This window comes from Bacillus cereus group sp. BfR-BA-01356 (assembly GCF_022663635.1).
Classification (GTDB): domain Bacteria; phylum Bacillota; class Bacilli; order Bacillales; family Bacillaceae_G; genus Bacillus_A; species Bacillus_A cereus.
Genome location: NZ_JAKUFX010000007.1, coordinates 18,185 through 39,122, shown reverse-complemented (window position 1 = coordinate 39,122; position 20,938 = coordinate 18,185). Strand labels below are relative to the sequence as shown.

The following is a 20,938-nucleotide window of genomic DNA, read 5'->3' as shown; positions in this document are numbered from 1 at the left end:
ATAGCTTATAACAAATACTTTTAATATTCCATTTGTTCATGTGGAATAAGTCCCCAATGGACAAATGAATGTTCAGAGGAGGAAAAATGAAAAAACTTTTTAATGTATGTTTAATTGTATTCGTACTATTTTCGCAACTTGCTAGTTTTCCATACAATCAAGTAAGAGCGGAAACCTTAACAGGAGATTCCTTATTTGACACTGTTGAAATGAAAGATGCAACGAATCATATTATTGACGAATCAAAAAATCCTAACAATTTAATAAAGATAGGATCAACCATTCAAGTAGAATACGCTTGGTCAATAAAAGATCAACAAGTTGCACACGCAAATGATACAGCAGTAGTTCAAATACCACTTGCATTAAAAGTATCTAAAGATTTGCAAGGAGATTTAGTAACAGATCAAAAAAATATTGGTCAATATTTTATAACAGCTAAAGATAATAAATTAAAATTAATATTTAATGATCAAGTAGAAAATTTGAAAGACGCTAAAGGAAAAATTAAAGTTGATACCGTGTTTAACTCAACTTTAAAACCTGGGGAAAAATCAGTTCAAATCGCTTTTCCTTTAGGAACAATGGTTCAGCCTATATCAGTTCCTGTTCAAGTAGAAAACTCTAAAGAAGATGGCACCAAACAGGATACTAATAAACAAGCGCAAGATCCAGTAGCTAAAACTGTTACTGATAATCCGGAACAAAACCCAGCAGCTAAAACTGCCACTGATAATCCGGAACAAAACCCAGCAACTAAAACTGTTACCGATAATCCGGAACAAAACCCAGCAGCTAAAACTGCCACTGATAATCCGGAACAAAACCCAGCAGCTAAAATTGCTACTGACAATCCAGAACAAAAGCTATCAAGCGACCCTGCTGAGAATACAAATTCAGGTCCAAAGCAAATAACAACAAACATTTTAACCAGTGTAAAGTTGACGGATAAAGACGGAAAACCATTTACAGAGGATAACCGTCCAAATACAGATTCCCCTGCCAATATTGAGTTTACATGGGAACTTTTAAAATCAATGAATGTGAAAAATGGAGATTACTATATTTTTGATCTTCCTAAACATTTTAAGATTTACAATACAATTAACAGTCCTTTATATGATAGTGAAAACCATCAAATTGGTAATTTTACTGTTACAAAAGATGGAAAAGTCACGATGACATTCAACGATTATGTTGAAGAGCATCCAGATGTTGCTGGTAACCTACAATTAAAGACAGAATTTAATAAAGCTGAAATTAAAGGTACAACAACACAAGAAATTCCTTTCCCGATTAAAGATAAGGATGTTTCTATTACAGTTGACTTTAAGCCTAATGTACAAACAGCTACGAATAAAAAGGGTTTACCTGATAGACCAATTAATACAAATGAAATTAATTGGAAAGTAGAGATGAACAAAACGAAAGACACCCTTAAAAACGCTGTTTTTAAAGATAACATTCCACAGGGTACAAGCTTAAATAAAGATTCTATTAAAGTTTATTATTTAGAAGTTGATGTTAATGGGAATGTAACGCGTGGTGCAGAAGCTGAGCCAACAGATTACAATATTATTTCATCAGATGGCTCAAAATTGGAGATTGCTTTCAAAGATTCTATCAATAAAGCATATCAAATCGAATATGCCACAAAAATTACTGATGAAAATATTAAAAGTTTCCGAAATAACGTTACGATAACGAGTGATAATCAAAAGCAACAAAACGCAAGTTCTACTGTAACGGTTTCTCGTGGTACACACTTAAATAAAACAAGTAAATATGATCCAAAGACGCAAACAATTGAGTGGACAATTACTTACAATGGTGATCAAAGAGAGATCAAAAAAGCAGGTGCGATTTTAAAAGATATTTTTGACGATACACACGAACTAGATGCAAATTCTATTGTTGTAAAAAACGCTTCATATAATGAAAAAGGAACGCTTGTAACAGGAGACGCTGTTAATAATTACACTGTAAGTAACAAGAAGAATGGATTCGATTTACAGTTTAATGATGATATTAATAGTGCTTATGTGATTACCTATAAAACTAAGCCAACTAATAAAGTTATAGAAGATGGAAAAGTAAAAAATAAAGTTACAGCTGATAATGATTCAAGTAAAGAAAATGAAGCTAGCTTCAAGCAGCAAAATATTATTAAATCTAATAATAAAGCTGAAACAAATTATAAAGACAAAACAACAACTTGGACAATTATAGTAAATAATAACAACTATCCATTAAGCAACGCGATTATTACGGACACCTTTGATCATGGTGGATTACAATTAAAAGATAAGAAACTAGAAATTAAAGACGGAAATTATACCCTTCAAGCTGGGACTGACTATGTTTTAGATGTAACAGATAAAGGCTTCAAAATTACTCTTATAGGTACGTATCAGTCTAATATGACAAAGACATTAGTCGTAAAATATACGACAGACTTTGATTATACAAAGCTAGAAAGTGGTAAAACTTCATTTAAAAATACAGGTAACCTTTCTTGGATAGATACGGATTCTAATCCACAATCAAATAAAGTTGAAGCTAATTTCGATCCTGATACTTTCACAAAGGCAAATGGTTATAAATACGGTTCTTATAACGCCCAAACGAAGGAAATTACTTGGATAATAGGCTTTAACTATAATAATGTTGAGATTAAAGATCCTTATGTTATAGACGTAATACAAGATAAACAAAAATTAGTGCCTGGATCCATTGAAGTGCGCGATATGATTCTAAATGGAAATCCTGATAATGCACAACCTGGTAATGCTGTACCAACTGAGAAATATGAACTTGAAGAACCTACAGAGAAAAATAAAAACACCCTAAAGGTTCATTTCAAACAATCAATTAATTCACCTTACTATATTATCTTTAAAACAAGCCTTGATGGTGAACTTATCCAAGGCACCTACAAAAACGAGGCAGATTTAAAAGATGGCTCTAAAATCGTAAACACCCTTACAGGTGACACTCAAGTAAATAAAGGTGGTAGCTTCGTTACTAAAAAAGCTGTGCAAGACGACAACTATATTAATTGGAGTATCGCAATTAACGAAAGCCAATCAACCATTGCAGATGCCGTTGTAACAGATGACCCAACCGAAAATCAGGTAATTGTGGAAGATTCATTCCACTTATATCCTACAACTGTTGATCCATATGGAAATTTAACAAAAGATACAGTAAACGAATTAAAAGAAGGAACAGACTATAAACTCAAAATAACAACAGACAATAATACCGGAAAGCAACATTTCGAAATTGCCTTCTTGAAAAAAATTGATCGAGCTTATATTTTAGAATATCGCTCACTTATTAATGCAGACGATAAAGAAAAAGTAAGTAATAAAGCGAAAATCACAGGCAATAAGTTGACAGTTAAAAACACAGAAACTACTGAAACGATTGAAGTGAGAATGTCTTCTGGTTCAGGCGGAGGATCTGCTACTAAAGGCCGTGGAAACCTTGAAATTATAAAGGTAGATAACGACAATAAGAACGCACTATTAGCTGGGGCAGAATTTACTTTATACGATCGTACAGGTAAAACTGTTATCCGTAAAATTACAACAGACAAAGACGGTATCGCTAAATTTAATAATTTAAAACGCGATAAATATTTATTAAAAGAAACAAAGGCTCCTGAAGGCTATGTAATTAGCTGGGATTTAAAACAAGGGAAAATTGTTGAACTTGGTACACAAGAGACTACAACATATAAACTTGCAAATAAGAAGTTTGTCGGTAAAGTAGTTTTAACAAAGTCTGATGACCTGAATAAAAACGTCACACTGCAAGGTGCCGTTTTCACACTACTTGATAAAGACAAAAAAATAATTTCAGAACACGAAAAATTAACAACAAATGATCAAGGACAAATTACTGTAGATAATTTAAAACCAGGAACTTACTACTTACAAGAAACAACTGCTCCTGAGCATTATAAATTAGACAGTACACCTATTCAATTCACAATCAAAGAAGATCAAACAACAGTAATAAACCGAACTGCAATAAACAGTTTGATTCCAGGATCGGCCATTTTAACAAAATTCGATAAAGATGGAAAAACTTTAGCAGGTGCGGAGTTCAGTGTACGCGATCGATATAACAAAGTAATTCGTGGATATGAAAAATTAACGACAAATGATCAAGGACAAATCGAAGCAAAAGATTTACGCCCTGGAGACTATCAATTTGTCGAAGAAAAAGCACCTAAAGATTACGACATAGATAAAAAACCAATTGAGTTTACAATTATAAAAAGTCAAAAGAAAGCAGTTACTGTTACTGCGACGAATCACCTCATTAAAGGTGGTGTCACTTTAACAAAAGTCGATGATGTCGATGGCACTGCCCTTGAAGGTGCTGTATTTAAAATTGTCGATGCGAATGACGAGAAACAAGTAATTCGTGAAAATATAAAAACAGGTTCAGATGGAAAAGTTACCGTTAAAGATCTAGAGCCTGGTGTTTATAAATTTATCGAAACAGAAGCTCCTAAGGATTATACGTTAAGTACAAACCCTATCGAGTTTACAATTGATAAAAGCCAACAAGCTCTTGCTACTGTTACGGCAAATAACAGCTTAAAAACGGGCGAGGTTGAATTATTAAAAGTTGATGAGTTTGGTGAGAAAAAACCACTAGAAGGTGCTGTATTCAAACTTGTCGATACAAATAATAATGACGTTTCCCCTCACACTAACTTAACTACTGATAAAAACGGTAAAGTTAAAGTTAGTAACCTACGTCCTGGTACCTATAAATTTATTGAAATAGCTGCTCCTGAACATTACGTTTTACGAGCAGAACCTATTGAATTTACAATCGATAGAAGTCAGAAAGAAACTCTACTTGTGAAAGCTGAAAATGCTTTAAAACCAGGGGATGTTGAATTAACAAAAGTTGATGATATCGATGGTACAGCTCTTGAAGGTGCTGTATTTAAAATTGTTGATGCAAATGATGAAAAGAAAGTCATTCGCGAAAATGTAAAAACTGGCGCGGATGGTAAAGCTATCGCTACTGGCTTACGCCCTGGCGATTACAAATTTATCGAAGTAACAGCACCGAAGTATTACGACAAAAATACAAAACCAATTAAATTTACGATTACAGAAAGTCAAACAACTCAGGCTACTGTTACCGCTAAAAACAGTTTAACAAAAGGCGGTATTGAGTTAACAAAAGTGAATGCTGCAGATGAAAAGGAAACACTTGAAGGTGCTGTATTTAAAATCGTTAATAGAGATACTAATGAAGATGTTCGTACGGACCTTGTTACGAATAGTAAAGGAATGCTAGTTGTAGATGACTTACGTCCTGGTAACTATAAACTTATCGAAACAAAGGCTCCAACTTATTACGATGTAAATGTAGAACCAATTGAATTTACAATCGAAAAAGGACAACAAAAACTCCTTCCACTTACATTTAAAAATAGTTTAACGAAAGGAAAAGTTAAACTTATTAAAGAAGATGATGTGGAAAGTAGTAAAGCTCTTGCCGGCGCTGTATTCACATTGCAAGACGCAACTGGCAAAGAAATTATGAAAGATTTAACAACAGATGATTACGGAGTATTAGTTATTCCTGATTTAGCACCAGGGGATTATCAATTTATCGAAACAAAAGCCCCTGAACATTATAAATTAGACAAAACACCTATTAAGTTCACAATTAAAAAAGGTAGTAAGGAAGATCTTCCTATCCCTGTTACTGTAAAAAATAGTTTACTTACAGGTGGCGTCACTTTAACAAAAGTTGATGATGTTGATGGCACTACTCTTGAAGGTGCAGAATTTATAATCGTTGACGCTCATGATACTAAAAAGGTAATTCGCAAAGGTTTAACGACTGATAAAAACGGTAAAATTACTGCTTCTGATTTACGTCCTGGAGACTATCAATTTGTTGAAGTAAAAGCTCCAAAAGACTATAGCTTAAGCAAAGACTCTATTCCGTTTACTATCGAAAAAAGTCAAAAAGAGAATATTACTGTTACTGCTACTAACAGTTTAAAGAAAGGTGCAGTAACATTAACAAAAATTGATGACATCGATCGTACGATGCTCGAAGGTGCAATCTTTAAGATTGTTGATATGAATGGTAAGGAAGTTCATACGAATCTTGTTACAGATAAAAACGGTAAAATTTCTGTTTCTGATTTACGCCCTGGAGACTATCAGTTCATTGAAACAATTGCTCCTGAGCACTATGTATTAGATGAAACAACGATTCCATTTACAATTGAAAGAAGTCAAACGAAAGAGATCAATGTTACAGGCAAAAATGCTTTGAAAAAAGGTAGCGTTGAACTAACAAAGATTGACGATATTGATATGAATACAAAACTTGCTAACGCCGTATTTAATTTATTAGATGCAGACGGGGAGCTAGTTGAAGAAGGCTTAAAAACAAATGATGAAGGTAAAATTGTTGTTGAAAATCTACGTCCTGGTACGTATCAATTCGTTGAAACAATTGCTCCTGAACATTACGATTTAGATAAAAAACCTATCGTATTTACAATTAAAAAGAGCCAAACTGAAACTCTTCATCTCACTGCTACAAACGCTTTAACAAAGGGTGCAGTTAAACTTTCTAAAGTAGACGATGTTGATGGCACTGTTCTTAAAGATGCAGTATTTAAAATTGTTAATATGAACGGTGATGTAGTTCATAAAGACCTTGTTACAAATGAACAAGGAATAATCGAAATTAACGACCTACGTCCTGGTGATTACCAATTTATCGAAACGAAAGCTCCTAAGCATTACGTTTTAGATGAAACACCAATCAAATTCACTATTGAAAAAGGACAGAAGAAAGCTATTTCTTTAACTGCTACAAATAGCTTAAAACAAGGTAGTATCGAATTACTTAAAGTTGATGATTTAAACACTCAAACAAAACTTGCCGATGCGGTATTTAATTTACTAGATCAAGATGGCAAAGTACTTAAAACAGATTTAAAAACAAACAGTGAAGGTAAAATCGTTATCGAAAACTTACGTCCTGGTACGTATCAATTCGTTGAAATAACGGCTCCTGAACACTATGATTTAGACAAAAAACCAATTATATTTACAATTGAAAAAAGCCAAAAAGATATTGCTACCGTTACTATGAAAAATAGTTTAACAAAAGGTGGCGTGGAACTTTCTAAAGTGGATGATGTCGATGGCACTACTCTTGAAGGCGCAGTATTTAAAATTGTGGATATGAATGGCACTGTAATTCGCAAAGATCTTGTTACGAATCAACAAGGTAAAATTAGCGTTTCTGACCTACGTCCTGGTGATTATCAATTCATCGAGACAACGGCTCCGAAACACTATGATTTAAACAAAGAGCCAATTCCATTCACAATCACAAAGAGCCAAGCTGATCCTATCTCCGTTACAGCTACAAATAGCTTAACGAAAGGCGCTGTGGAACTTTCTAAAGTAGATGATGTAGATGGTACTGCTCTTAAAGATGCGATATTTAAAATTACTGATATGAATGGTAACGACATTCGCACTGAGCTTACAACAGATGTACATGGAAAAATTTCTGTTTCTGACTTACGTCCTGGGGACTATCAGTTTGTTGAAACGAAAGCTCCTGAACACTATAAATTAGATAGTACACCTATTAAGTTTACAATTAAGAAAAGCCAAAAAGAAAAGCTCCAAGTTACTGCTACAAATAGCTTAACTGAGGGTACTGTAGAATTAATAAAAGTGGATGATATAAATCCAGATACAAAACTTTCTGATGCAGTGTTTAACATCATCGATGCGAAGGGTAAAATTGTTCGTTCTGATTTAACTACTGATAAAGATGGAAAGATTTCTGTTTCTGATTTACGTCCGGGAGATTATCAGTTCATTGAAACGAAAGCTCCGAAAGATTACGATTTAAATAAAACACCTATCGATTTCACTATCGAGAGAAGTCAACTAACTCACGTTTCTGTTACTGCTAAGAACGGCCTAACAAAAGGTGGCGTGGAATTAACGAAAATTGACTCTGTAGATAAAAAAGAGATGCTAGAAGGTGCGGTATTTAAAATTACTGATATGAATGGTAACGACATTCGTACGAATTTAGTTACAAATAAAGATGGTAAAATCATCGCGAAAGACCTACAACCAGGAGACTATCAATTTATTGAAACGAAAGCTCCTAAACATTACGACTTAAATGAAGAACCAATTAAGTTCACAATCGAAAGAAGTCAAACAAAGCATGTCTTCGTTACAGCTATTAATAGCTTAACGAAAGGTAGTGTGGAGTTAATTAAAGTTGATGATACCAAGCAAAACACAACACTTGAAGGTGCAGTATTTAAAATTGTTAATAAGGATGGACACGATGTTCGTACCGATTTAACTACTGATAAAAACGGCCGTTTAGTTGTGGATGAATTACCACCAGGAGACTATGAGTTTATTGAAACAAAAGCTCCTGAACACTATGACTTAAACGACACACCTATTAAGTTCACAGTTAAAAAAGGCCAAGAAAAAATCGCCTCTGTTACTGCTACTAACAGCTTAACGAAAGGTGCAGTTGAATTAATTAAAGTTGATGACATCGATGGCACTACTCTTAAAGGGGCTATCTTTAAAATTGTGGATATGAACGGCAAAGACGTTCGCACCGACTTAACTACTGATAAAGATGGTAAGATTTCTGTTTCTAATTTACGTCCAGGTGACTATCAGTTCATTGAAACGAAAGCTCCAACTGGCTATGATTTAAACGTTAAACCAATTCCTTTCACAATTACGAAAGGACAATCTCAGGTTACCTCTGTTACAGCCTTAAATAGTTTAACAACAGGTTCAATTGAGTTAACTAAAGTTGATATTGATCACCATGGAACACTTGAAGGTGCCATTTTCAATATTTTAGACCAAGATGGAAAAGTTATCCGAGAAGGTTTAAAAACAGATCAACACGGAAAAGTAATCGTAAATGATTTGAAACCTGGTACTTATCAATTAGTAGAAACAAAGGCTCCTAAAGGCTATCAATTAGATGCATCACCAATAAACTTTACAATTGATAAAGCCCAAGCTACGCCACTACAAATTACAGTTTCAAATAAAAAAATTGAATCTTCTTCAGGTGGAGATGACAAGCCAGTTACTCCTCCAAATAAAGAAGAAAACAAAGGCAATGAAATATCTGAGAAACACGAAAACGGAACTTCCGAAGAAACATCGAATAAAACAGATAACAAACAGCAAGATGATCGAAATACGGATAAACACCTTCCAAATACAGGTCATAAAGAAGACCCTACACAAACAGTAGGTATCCTTCTTCTACTAGCTGGATTATTAAGTATTTTGGCTACAAAACGCAAAAAAAATTATTAATAATTTTTTCACATCCAATCAATCTCCCAATTGATTGGATGTTTTTTTATACAAAAAGGACGATACATAAAGTATCGTCCTTTTAACGGGGTGAGGCTGCCCAAAAGTACGGAAAACCTTTGAACAGCCTCTTATTTTCATATGGATGCCTTACATATATCACTGATAATAATTATGAAATGCGGAAACATAATTACCATCAACTGATTCAAACATGAGAAATGAAACCCTACAGTGATTCCATTCCTCTACATAATCTAAAGTTTGGGTACACTAGATTCATGCAATGTAGGAGCTTTCAGAGTAGAAAGCGAACCTTCGTTTAAAATGATAGCATACATATCTCCCTCAAAAATATGCAAATATGCATATATCGTTTTTATTTCTCAATGTCAGAATATTGAAAAATAAAAGGTGCAAAGGTAAAATAAAGTCATTATCCGTCTTCTTTTGTCAGTCAGAGAGAATAGAAGAATAGGAGAGGAAAAAATGAGAAAATCATTGAAACAAAAAATAGTAAGCTCTTTGCTTGCTGTATCACTCGCTGTTAGCTTAGCTCCAATTGGGCAAGCAAAAGCGGATTCCACGTCAGAGGTTACACAAACTCCATCTATTACAAAACAGATTGATCCAAACCGCGCGATTGAACATGTTCGTTTCTTATCTGAAACAATTGGTCCTCGCCCCGGTGGAACAAAATCCGAAGAATGGGCTTCTCGTTACATTGGTATGCAGCTTAAATCAATGGGCTATGACGTAGAATATCAACCATTTCAGGTGCCCGATCAATACGTTGGATTCATTGAATCACCACTATCAACAAAACGTAATTGGCAAGCTGGTGCTGCTCCTAATGCACTCATTTCTACAGAAGCTGTTACAGCTCCCCTTATCTTTGTTCAAGGTGGGACAAAATTAGAAGATATTCCAAATGAAGTAAACGGTAAAATTGTTTTATTTGAAAGAGGAACGACAGTTACAGACTATAATAAACAAGTTGAAAATGCTGTTAGCAAAGGTGCAAAAGGTGTTCTTTTATACAGTTTAATTGGCGGACGCGGAAATTATGGACAAACCTTCAATCCCCGCCTAACGAAAAAGCAATCTATCCCTGTCTTTGGTCTTGCTTATGCGCAAGGAAATGCATTTAAAGAAGAAATCGCTAAAAAAGGGACAACAATTCTTTCCCTAAAAGCGAGACATGAATCTAAATTAACATCTCTAAATGTTATCGCCAAAAAGAAACCAAAGAAGAGTACAGGTAATCAAAAAGCAGTCGTTGTAAGCTCGCACTATGATAGTGTTGTCGGAGCACCTGGCGCAAATGATAATGCTTCTGGAACTGGATTAGTATTAGAACTAGCTCGTGCTTTTCAAAATGTAGAAACTGATAAAGAAATTCGCTTTATTACCTTTGGTTCTGAAGAAACTGGATTACTTGGTTCGGATTATTACGTGAATAGTCTATCCCAAAAAGAACGCGACCGTATTTTAGGTGTCTTTAACGCCGACATGGTTGCAACAAATTATGATAAAGCAAAGAATTTATACGCTATGACACCTGATGGCTCTACAAACTTTGTAACAGACGCTGCCTTGCAAGCAGGTAAACAACTAAATAATGACCTCGTCCTACAAGGTAAATTCGGTTCTAGTGATCATGTTCCATTTGCTGAAGCTGGTATTCCTGCTGCTCTATTCATTTGGATGGGTGTCGATAGTTGGAATCCATTAATCTATCATATTGAGAAGGTATACCATACACCTCAAGATAACGTATTAGAAAACATTTCACCTGAACGAATGAGAATGGCATTAGACGTTATCGGAACAGGAGTTTATAACTCGCTTCAAAAACCTGTTCCTCAAACTGAACAGAAAGCTGCTTAATCATTTAAAAGACCACTGATTTTATCAGTGGTCTTTTATTGAGAAAAAATATATATGCATAAAAGCATATTTTATCCTACCCATTATCGTATACAATATTAACTGTAACAACACCGATTACAACTAATAAGGAGGCTTTTTCTATTATGAAAAAAATGATTTTAGCAGGTGCATTAACTTTAGCAGGAATTACTGGAGCTACTGCGTTTATTCCTGAAACAAAAGTCGCTGCTGCCGCTCAAGAACAAAGCTTTACAAAATTTTATTCTTTGCAAACTGGAGGTAGTTCTGAACAAGAACCTATTTTCCTTCAAAAAGGACAAGAACTAACAATTCATCCTAACAGCAAAACTCCTAGTTACAGTGTTTATGACTCAAATCATAACCTAATTGGACGTTATTCTGATGGTTACGGCCGAATTTTCACTGCAAAAACAGATGGAAATATGTATGTTCAATTTCATGCACCTTACGTTTACTATAGTCCTGTTAGTTTTTCTGTTACTTATACTATTCAATAAAAAAGAGGTCCTTTATAGGGCCCCTTTTATTTCTCTTGCCAATTCACTTTTACGAATCCATCTTTCACTTTTAATCCACTTATATTCAATACATACTCTTCATTTGCTTTTAAAGTAACTGTAAAACTACCTTTTTTCGATTCACAGATTTCCTTTAACTCCTTTATCCACATAAGAAAGTTGGTGCCTTGATGAAAAAACCTTTATCCACGTCTCTTGAAAAATATCTTCCGCATCTTCTTTCGTTTTCGCTAACTTATAGCATAAGGAATATATTTGCTTCTTATATATATCAATTAATTCTTCTACCTTTTCTTCCATCATAAGCCTCCTGTCATTTATATAAGACGACGCAAATTCCCTTTTTGTTTGATAAAATTTTATTTTTTTATTATCTCCACATAAAAAGGCAATCACAACATCGTGTGATTGCCTTTTATTTAAAAACGAAAGTCCGCTTCCGCTTTTCTTAATTACATTTTTTCTGGTGCAGATACTCCTACGATTGCTAATGCATTTTGAAGTGTAGTGCGTACTGCTTTCATTAACTCGTAACGAGCTTTACTTAATTCTAAATTATCTTGGTTTAATACTTTTTCTGCATTGTAGAAGCTGTGTAATGTTGCTGCTAATTCAAATGCATAGTTTGTAATACGGTGTGGTAGACGTTTTTGTGCTGCATCCGCAACTACCGCTGGGAATTCACCAAGTTTTTTCAGTAACTCTACTTCTTTTTCAGAAGTAACAAGTTTGTAGTTCACATCTCCGCCTGTAGCTAATCCTAATTCTTCACCTTGGCGAAGGATGCTGCATACGCGAGCGTGAGCGTATTGTGCATAGTATACTGGGTTTTCATTAGATTTTGATACAGCTAAGTCCATATCGAAGTCTAAATGAGAGTCACCGCTACGCATTGCGAAGAAGTAACGCATTGCGTCCACGCCTACTTCTTCCATAAGCTCACGAAGTGTAACTGCTTTACCCGTACGCTTACTCATCTTCATTTTTTCACCATTTTGGTATAGTTGTACCATTTGGATGATTTCTACTTCAAGCGTGTCTTTATCGTAACCAAGTGCTTGAATAGCAGCTTTCATACGTGGAATATAACCGTGATGGTCAGCACCCCAAATGTTAATTAACTTATCGAAACCACGCTCTAATTTATCACGATGATACGCGATATCTGGCGTTAAGTATGTGTAAGAACCATCATTTTTAATTAATACACGGTTTTTATCGTCACCGTAAGTCATTGAACGGAACCAAGTTGCACCGTCTTCTTCAAAGATCTCATCGCGCTCTTTTAATACAGCAAGTGCTTGATCAATTTTCCCGTTTTTGTATAATGATGTTTCTGAGAACCATACATCAAATTTAACACGGAAGCTTTCTAAGTCTTTTTGAAGTTTTGCTAATTCATATTTTAAACCGTACTCACGGTAGAATTCATAGCTTTCTTTTTCATCAGCTTTCGCATAACGATCACCGAATTCTTCTGCTAAACGTTTACCAATTCCAATGATATCCGCACCATGGTATCCGTCTTCTGGCATTTCTTTTTCTAAGCCTAAAGCTTGCATGTAACGAGCTTCAACAGAAAGAGCTAAGTTATGAATTTGGTTACCAGCGTCATTAATGTAGTACTCACGAGATACATCGTATCCTGCTTTTGCTAATAGGTTACATAAAGTGTCACCTACTGCCGCACCGCGTGCATGTCCTAAGTGAAGGTCACCTGTTGGATTCGCAGATACGAACTCAACTTGTACTTTTTCACCTTTACCAGTATTCGTTTCACCGTAAGCTTCACCAGCGTTTACGATTGTTGGAATTAAATCTGTTAAGTAGCTATTATCCATATAGAAGTTAATAAAACCAGGACCAGCGATTTCAATTTTTTCAATAGAAGCTTTTGCTTTATCGAAGTTTGCAACTAGTTCTTCTGCAATCATACGAGGTGCTTTTTTCGCAACGCGTGCAAGTTGCATTGCCATATTTGTAGAGAAGTCACCATTTGTTTTATCTTTTGGAGATTCTAATACAACGTTTGGAATTTGTTCTTCTGTCGCTAATTCTGCCTTTAATACAGCAGCCTGAATTTCTTCTTTAATCAATCCTTTTACCTGTTCTAAGGAATTCATTATTTTGCCTCCTTCAAATTAATTGTAATAGTATATCTGCCAGCTTCTTGTTCACTTAGAAGCAATGCGTACGTTAAGAAGAGTTGTCCTTTTTTCTTTTCATCCGACCATTTAAAAAGAACGTTATCAGTCTTTGTTTGCAATGCAAACGTACCAAGTTCACTCGTATACGTACCAGTTGTCCATTCACCTTTCGCATGCGTCTGACGCATAGAAACAGCACCTGAACGCATAATGAGAACTTGTTCATCTTGAATTTTAATAATTGTTTTCACTTCGCCTTGTTCGTTCGGCTCCTGGAATGTTACATATGTACCTTGACCTTTTACATAGTATTGACCATTTGCTTCAAAAGCAACGGTTTCCTTCCTCGCCCCTTCACGGATTTCTGTTACGAAATGAACGTGTACCGGCAAGCCTGCAAGTTGTTTCTCCACGTCTTGCACACCTTTCAAATGTTATAGATATTAAATACTACTTATAATAAATCACTTTTCCTATCATATCAAAAAAAGACTCTGTCTGTCTGCTGAAAAATCAGGAAAACTCCATTTCAAAAAATAATTCACTTCTACTTTATTTCATATGATAAAATATTTTTTAAATCTAAATATTCTTTCAATTAAAGAGGTGAATGTAGTGATACCAACAAAGTTAAAAAAGGGTGCTGAAATACGAGTGATTTCACCATCGTGTAGTTTAAGTATTGTTTCAAATGAAAATAGAAAACTTGCTATAAAAAGATTAACTGACATGGGCTTTCAAGTTACATTCTCAAAATATGCTGATGAGATAGATCGATTTGCTTCCTCCTCTATTTCTTCCCGCATTCAAGACCTCCATGAAGCATTTCGAGACCCTAATGTAAAAGCTATTTTGACTACACTTGGCGGATACAACTCAAATGGTTTATTGAAACATCTCGATTATGATTTAATTCGTGAAAACCCGAAATTTTTCTGTGGTTATTCTGATATTACTGCCTTAAATAATGCAATTTACGCAAAAACAGGGCTTGTTACATACTCAGGACCCCATTTCTCTTCGTTTGGAATGGAGAAAGGGCTCGGGTATACAACCGATTACTTTTTAAAGTGCTTAACTTCTAATGAGCCTATTGAAGTCCTTCCATCTGAAACATGGAGCGATGATTCTTGGTATATAGATCAGGAAAATCGAGAATTTATTAAAAATGAAGGATATGTTTCAATTCAAGAAGGAGAAGCTACGGGAGATATTATCGGTGGCAATATGAGCACATTTAACTTACTGCAAGGTACACCATATATGCCAAATTTAAAGGAGAAAATTTTATTTATTGAAGAAGATAGTTTAACTGGAACATCTACTCTTAAAACTTTTGATCGTTATTTACATTCCCTTATGCAGCAGCAAGGTTTTGAATACATAAAGGGAATCGTTATAGGAAAGATGCAAAAAGGTGCAGAATGTACGATAGAAGACATTCAAGAAATGATTGCTTCAAAACCTGAACTTGCACATATCCCTATCATTGCAAACGCAAGTTTCGGGCATACAACCCCGATTTTCACTTTTCCAATTGGTGGACGTGCAAAAATTATTTCTCACAAAGAGAAGACATCTATCACTATTTTAACGTACTAAAAAAGGAGCGAATGAGTCGCTCCTTTTATGGTTTTTCTATTTTTTCCAACGCTTTTTGCGGAATGGATTCTTTCGGGATTTCAGCCCATCCTTTTCCTTGCATACCTTTTGCATAAATTTTTATAAACGCCCCCGTATGCAATTCACGGTTCATCATTCTTTTAATAACCTGTAACTTTCCATCTTCTGTATACCCTTTAAAAGTATACAAGTATTCTCCGTCTTTTTTCTCACCTTTATCTATAACCGCATAATAATCTTGTATTTCTTTATTTGAAAAGAAGTTGTCTACAAAAGCATGTACACCTTCTGTTTTTGTGTTCAAATAATACGCTGTTCCACCTAGAATAATGGCGAATACAGCTAAAACTTTAATTACCAATTTCATACATGAACCTCCTGTTTGCACTTCTTTCTCGCTAGTATTATATCTATACTTGTATTATACGGAAAAGAGCATACTATACTCTATCTAAAAGTCTTACACTTTCCTTACATTATTGTAAGGGATTTTTTCTTACAGCCAGTTCCCAAGAAAAAATTTTTCCGTTTCATACACTTTTATATTATTATTGAATGATACGAATTTTTATTACAAAAATCAAAGGAGACAGTTTTCAAATGGCTATCTTGCAAGGTTTAGCACTATTACTTGTTGTACTTTGTCTATTTACACTTTTCAGTTACCGTGCGCCTTACGGAATGAAGGCGATGGGTGCTTTAGCTAATGCAGCAATTGCAAGTTTTCTTATTGAAGCATTTCACCGTTATATAGGTGGAGAAATGTTTCATAATGACTTTTTACAATCAGTAGGAGAAGCTTCCGGTAGTATGAGCGGTGTCGCAGCAGCGATTTTAGTCGCATTAGCAATCGGTGTTTCCCCCGTATATGCTGTTTTAATTGGTATCGCTACTAGTGGATTCGGTATTTTACCAGGATTTTTCGCTGGATACGTTTGTGCCTTCGTCGTGAAATTTCTCGAAAAGAAATTACCAGCTGGTGTGGAATTTTTAGCAATCCTATTTATCGCTGCACCAATCTCACGCGGAATGGCAATGCTTATGGATCCGCTCGTTAACGCCACACTTGGTAAAATCGGTTCTATGATTTCAGTTGCAACTACAGAAAGTCCTATCATTATGGGTATTATGCTTGGTGGATTAATAACAGTTATTTCTACCTCTCCACTGAGTTCTATGGCACTAACTGCAATGCTTGGATTAACAGGTTTACCAATGGCAATTGGTAGTCTGGCTGTAGCAGCTTCAGCCCCAATGAACTTTATTTTCTTTAAACGCTTAAAAATTTGTTCAAAGAAAGATACAATTGCTGTAGCAATCGAGCCTTTAACACAAGCCGATGTTGTTTCAGCAAATCCGATTGCAATTTATGCGACAAACTTCGTTGGCGGTGCACTTGCTGGTATTATTACCTCTCTGTTCCAGCTCGTTAATAATGCACCAGGAACAGCATCACCAATCCCAGGACTTCTTGTCTTATTCGGATTTAATGACGTTGTAAAAGTAACAATTGCTGCTATATTATGTGGAATCGTTACCACTATTGTCGGATACATCGGATCTATTGTGTTCCGTAAATATCCGATCCGCTCTGCTGATGAAATTCGCGGAGTTACTTCGGAAGAGAAGGTTGCATAAGAAAAAGAGCTATTCCCATCGTTTAGGAATAGCTCTTTTTTGTATCGCGTAACGGCAAATGAAATTATATCGGCGGTTTTTTTAATATATCGGCGCAACTCGAATTATATCAGCGATTTTTTTAATATATCGACTTACCGGCACCTAACGACAAAATAAGAGCCCTCTAATCATATAGAGGGCTCTTACTTTATCTAGCTGCAGCGGCTAGAATAATCGGTGGCTTCGCTTCTTCCTTCGAGGCAAAAAGCGCCTTTTGCAGGAAAGAACCTTAGCCACTGGGCCTAAACAGTCGGCTTCACTTTTATTTTATCTAGCTGCAGCGGCTAGAATGATCGGTGGCTTCGCTTCTTCCTTCGAGGCAAAAAACGCCTCTATGTCTGAAGCTCCATCCCCCTCACATTCTGGGCGAGCCGATTCCGCTTTTACTTCACCCAACCGAGCAGCATTTCCCGCACGAATTTGCTTGCTGCGACTGGTGTTTGATCACTATGGTCGTAGACTGGAGCTACTTCTACCAAGTCTGCTCCAACTACATTTATATTTGAATTTGCAATTGCTACGATGGAATCTAATAATTCTTTAGATGTGATACCACCAGCTTCTAACGTTCCTGTTCCTGGAGCGTGAGCTGGGTCTAATACATCAATGTCGATTGTGACATAGACTGGGCGGCCAGCAAGTTTCGGTAATACTTCTTTTAACGGTTCTAATACGTCAAATTTGTATAAGTTCATACCTACTTCTTTCGCCCATTCAAATTCTTCCTTCATTCCAGAACGAATTCCGAAAGAATATACGTTTTCCGGACCAATTAAATCACACACTTTACGAATTGGTGTAGAGTGGGATAAAGGCTCCCCTTCATACGATTCACGTAAATCAGTATGAGCATCCATGTGGATGATTGCTAAATCCGGATATTTTTTTGCCATTGCCTTAAAAATTGGCCAAGACACTAGGTGCTCACCGCCGAGACCTAGTGGAAACTTATCGGCATCTAAAAGTTTTGATACATACTCTTCAATCATGTCTAAGCTGCGTTGTGCGTTTCCGAATGGTAATGGGATATCACCCGCATCAAAATATTTTACCTCTTCTAGTTCACGATCTAAATACGGGCTATATTCTTCAAGACCGATTGATACTTCACGAATACGTGCAGGGCCAAAACGAGATCCCGGACGGTAACTTACTGTCCAATCCATAGGCATCCCATAAATAACTACCTTTGACTCTTCAAAACTTGGATGACTTTTAATAAATACTTTACCTGAATAAGCTTCATCAAAACGCATATTCTTTTCCTCCTTATGTGGAACTTAAGGTATCCCAACCTTTCACTATTTCTCAAATTTGGAGCGAATTGCTCCTCTTTCTCGATTTACCGGGTCTTCTTTTTAACAACAAGAAGACGATTTTCTCTACAGAAGTGTAAGTAGCTAGCATGTTCAAGTCTTCTGGACAAACACCTTAAATGAGCTACTTACACTTTATTTGTTTGATACAATTCTCTTACTTAATTAAATCGCCAACAAATTTCGGTAATGCGAATGCTGCATTGTGTAATTCTTTTGTGTAGTATTTCGTTTCGATTTCGTGAAAACGCTCTTCACTTACTTCTAATGGATCATGTTTTTTAGATCCAATTGTGAACGTCCAAAGACCACTTGGGTAAGTTGGAATGTTTGCTGTGTATAAACGAGTGATTGGGAAGATCTCTTTTACGTCTTTAAACACAGTTGTAATTAGTTCTGGTGTAAACCAAGGGTTGTCCGTTTGTGCAACGAAAATACCATCTTCTTTTAACGCTTTTGAAATTCCAGCGTAGAAGCCTTTTGTAAATAGGTTTACTGCTGGTCCTACTGGCTCAGTAGAATCTACCATAATTACATCGTATTCATTTTCGCTTTCTGCGATATGTAGGAAACCGTCTCCTACTTTTACTTCTACACGCTCATTATCTAATGCGCCTGCAATTGATGGTAAGTATTGTTTAGAGTACTCAATTACTTTTCCATCGATTTCAACAAGAGTTGCTTTCTTTACACTTGGGTGTTTTAACACTTCACGAATAACACCACCATCACCGCCACCAACAACTAATACGTTTTCAGGGTTTGGATGTGTAAATAAAGGTACGTGTGCTACCATTTCGTGATAAACGAACTCGTCCTTTTCTGTTGTCATAACCATGCCATCTAAAATAAGCATGTTTCCGAACTCTTCCGTTTCGACCATATCAAGTTTTTGGAATTCTGTTTGCTCCGTATGTAATGTGCGGTTAATACGCGCCGTAATCCCAAAATGTTTTGTTTGTTTCTCAGTGAACCATAGTTCCATCGTACAATCACGCCTTTCAATGCAAATTTATAATAGGGACATCATTAATGTCCCCTAACAAAAATAAAACAAAACATCCAAAATGTATAGTTAAAAGTACAAAAATACCGAAAATATATTTTAGTCAGAGGGTTCTAACATATGTGTGGAAAGGGTTTGCAACGTAAAAGGAAAGAAAACCCTTTCTTAAGAAAGGGTTTTTGTCTCTATTTCTAATGGTTTACGAATTGGAATTAGGATCATAATACAACCAACTAACACAACAATTCCACCTACTAAAAACGGACTTTGTGGTGAAACAGTATGACCGATAATTCCTGATAAAATCGGAGCAATCGCACCACCTAACCAACGAACAAAGTTATAAACACCTGACGTAACAGATCTTTCATAAGGTGAAATATCCATTACATAACTTGTATATAATGCATTGTTTAAGCCAGATGCCAACCCTGATAAAACGATAAGAGTAATTTGTAACCACATAATTTTCACAAAGAATAGTGCAATTAAGAAAATCGCAAATACGAGTAAACTACCCTTCAATAATGTTTTTGGTTCATATTTCCCTTCTAGCTTATGTGCTAAAATTGCAGAACCGTAAGCTAACGCGAGTCCCCATCCGCAAAATACAAAGCCTAATTGAATAGCTGATAAATGCATAATAAGTGGTGAATATGCTAACACGACAAAAAATCCGTAGTAGTATAGCATCCCTGAAATGGCACCTTGCATAAATGGTTTATACTTCACCAGGTTAAGTAATTCCCCTACGCCAGCAGCCTTACGCTTCACTTTTCGTTCTGGTTCTTTTACAAAAAAGAATACTAAAATAAATGCTAAGAAAATTAAAATACTCGTCGCGAAAAACGGATAACGCCAAGAATGACCACCTAATATCCCGCCTAATAACGGTCCGCCAGCCATACCTAAGCCGATAGCTGCTTCGTATAATCCTACTGCTTCATGAACTTCTTTACTTAATGCAATCAATAAAGTCATCGCCGTCGCGAAGAACATCGCATTCCCTAATCCCCATCCAGCGCGGAAAAGAGATAATTGAGCAATCGTTTGCGACATACCACATATAAACGCAAATACAGTCACAATCGCAAGACCGATTGTCATCATCCGTTTATCACCAAATCTCGATGCAAATATACCAGCTGGTAACATCATAATTGCCATCGTTAAAATATAAGCGGTAAATAACATTTCAACTTGCCAATGCGATGCACCAATTTTCTCTGCAATAATCGGCAAAATTGGGTCGACTACTCCTATACCCGAAAAGGCAAGGAAGGTAGCCACCACTGTAATCAATCTCCCTAGTTTTTGTTTGCTCTCCATTTTG

11 protein-coding genes and 2 pseudogenes are annotated in these 20,938 nt (G+C 35.7%); 5 read left to right on the top strand and 8 right to left on the bottom strand.

Annotation, left to right across the window (positions count from 1 at the left end):
- Nucleotides 1-86 precede the first annotated feature (86 nt).
- The 3 genes from MR168_RS04500 to MR168_RS04490 all read left to right on the top strand — a co-directional run bounded on the left by MR168_RS04500 (nt 87) and on the right by MR168_RS04490 (nt 11,812).
- A complete protein-coding gene (locus MR168_RS04500; RefSeq protein WP_242291199.1) occupies nt 87-9,401 on the top strand; it encodes a SpaA isopeptide-forming pilin-related protein in 9,315 nt (3,104 codons plus the stop codon).
- Nucleotides 9,402-9,890: 489 nt separating this feature from the next.
- Nucleotides 9,891-11,291, top strand: a complete 1,401-nt coding sequence (locus tag MR168_RS04495; RefSeq protein WP_086412178.1) for a M28 family metallopeptidase — start codon at nt 9,891-9,893, stop codon at nt 11,289-11,291.
- 146 nt (nt 11,292-11,437) lie between these two features.
- Nucleotides 11,438-11,812 (top strand): hypothetical protein, encoded by a 375-nt coding sequence (locus MR168_RS04490; RefSeq protein WP_000738221.1) that lies wholly within the window; start codon nt 11,438-11,440, stop codon nt 11,810-11,812.
- A gap of 26 nt (nt 11,813-11,838) precedes the next feature.
- On the opposite strand, the pseudogene MR168_RS04485 reads toward MR168_RS04490, so the two are convergent.
- The 4 genes and pseudogenes from MR168_RS04485 to MR168_RS04470 form a co-directional block, all read right to left on the bottom strand.
- A pseudogene (locus MR168_RS04485) lies at nt 11,839-11,979 on the bottom strand (anti-sigma factor); the annotation flags it as partial.
- Nucleotides 11,978-12,196, bottom strand: a pseudogene (locus MR168_RS04480) (sigma factor); the annotation flags it as partial. The pseudogenes MR168_RS04485 and MR168_RS04480, both read right to left, overlap by 2 nt.
- A gap of 89 nt (nt 12,197-12,285) precedes the next feature.
- Nucleotides 12,286-13,956, bottom strand: coding sequence for an arginine--tRNA ligase (gene argS, locus MR168_RS04475; RefSeq protein ID WP_001086454.1), 1,671 nt, complete (start codon nt 13,954-13,956; stop codon nt 12,286-12,288).
- Complete coding sequence (locus MR168_RS04470) at nt 13,956-14,393, bottom strand: YwiB family protein (protein ID WP_000414865.1); 438 nt, start codon at nt 14,391-14,393, stop codon at nt 13,956-13,958. Before MR168_RS04470 ends, argS begins: the two co-directional genes overlap by 1 nt.
- 202 nt (nt 14,394-14,595) lie before the next feature.
- On the opposite strand from MR168_RS04470, the gene MR168_RS04465 reads away from it, so the two are divergent.
- On the top strand, nt 14,596-15,582 hold the full coding sequence (locus MR168_RS04465) for a S66 family peptidase (protein WP_006922030.1): 987 nt from the start codon (nt 14,596-14,598) through the stop codon (nt 15,580-15,582).
- Nucleotides 15,583-15,607: 25 nt separating this feature from the next.
- Here MR168_RS04465 and MR168_RS04460 read toward each other — a convergent pair whose 3' ends face one another.
- Nucleotides 15,608-15,970 (bottom strand): YxeA family protein, encoded by a 363-nt coding sequence (locus MR168_RS04460; protein ID WP_000779921.1) that lies wholly within the window; start codon nt 15,968-15,970, stop codon nt 15,608-15,610.
- Between the two features lie 233 nt (nt 15,971-16,203).
- Here MR168_RS04460 and MR168_RS04455 point away from each other — a divergent pair, with 233 nt between their 5' ends.
- Complete coding sequence (locus MR168_RS04455; protein ID WP_242291198.1) at nt 16,204-17,241, top strand: PTS sugar transporter subunit IIC; 1,038 nt, start codon at nt 16,204-16,206, stop codon at nt 17,239-17,241.
- Nucleotides 17,242-17,666: 425 nt separating this feature from the next.
- On the opposite strand, the gene speB is transcribed toward MR168_RS04455, so the two are convergent.
- The 3 genes from speB to MR168_RS04440 form a co-directional block, all read right to left on the bottom strand.
- Nucleotides 17,667-18,539, bottom strand: a complete 873-nt coding sequence (gene speB / locus MR168_RS04450) for an agmatinase (protein ID WP_001209831.1) — start codon at nt 18,537-18,539, stop codon at nt 17,667-17,669.
- Nucleotides 18,540-18,756: 217 nt separating this feature from the next.
- Complete coding sequence (gene speE / locus MR168_RS04445) at nt 18,757-19,584, bottom strand: polyamine aminopropyltransferase (RefSeq protein WP_000424696.1); 828 nt, start codon at nt 19,582-19,584, stop codon at nt 18,757-18,759.
- Between the two features lie 186 nt (nt 19,585-19,770).
- Complete coding sequence (locus MR168_RS04440) at nt 19,771-20,934, bottom strand: MFS transporter (RefSeq protein ID WP_000444227.1); 1,164 nt, start codon at nt 20,932-20,934, stop codon at nt 19,771-19,773.
- Between the last annotated feature and the right edge of the window lie 4 nt (nt 20,935-20,938).

Excerpts from the sequence above, each read along its gene's own strand:
- MR168_RS04500 (WP_242291199.1), top strand. The coding sequence starts at position 87 with ATGAAAAAACTTTTTAATGTATGTTTAATTGTATTCGTACTATTTTCG.
- MR168_RS04495 (WP_086412178.1), top strand. The coding sequence starts at position 9,891 with ATGAGAAAATCATTGAAACAAAAAATAGTAAGCTCTTTGCTTGCTGTA.
- MR168_RS04490 (WP_000738221.1), top strand. The coding sequence starts at position 11,438 with ATGAAAAAAATGATTTTAGCAGGTGCATTAACTTTAGCAGGAATTACT.
- argS (WP_001086454.1), bottom strand. The coding sequence starts at position 13,956 with ATGAATTCCTTAGAACAGGTAAAAGGATTGATTAAAGAAGAAATTCAG.
- MR168_RS04460 (WP_000779921.1), bottom strand. The coding sequence starts at position 15,970 with ATGAAATTGGTAATTAAAGTTTTAGCTGTATTCGCCATTATTCTAGGT.
- MR168_RS04455 (WP_242291198.1), top strand. The coding sequence starts at position 16,204 with ATGGCTATCTTGCAAGGTTTAGCACTATTACTTGTTGTACTTTGTCTA.
- speB (WP_001209831.1), bottom strand. The coding sequence starts at position 18,539 with ATGCGTTTTGATGAAGCTTATTCAGGTAAAGTATTTATTAAAAGTCAT.
- speE (WP_000424696.1), bottom strand. The coding sequence starts at position 19,584 with ATGGAACTATGGTTCACTGAGAAACAAACAAAACATTTTGGGATTACG.
- MR168_RS04440 (WP_000444227.1), bottom strand. The coding sequence starts at position 20,934 with ATGGAGAGCAAACAAAAACTAGGGAGATTGATTACAGTGGTGGCTACC.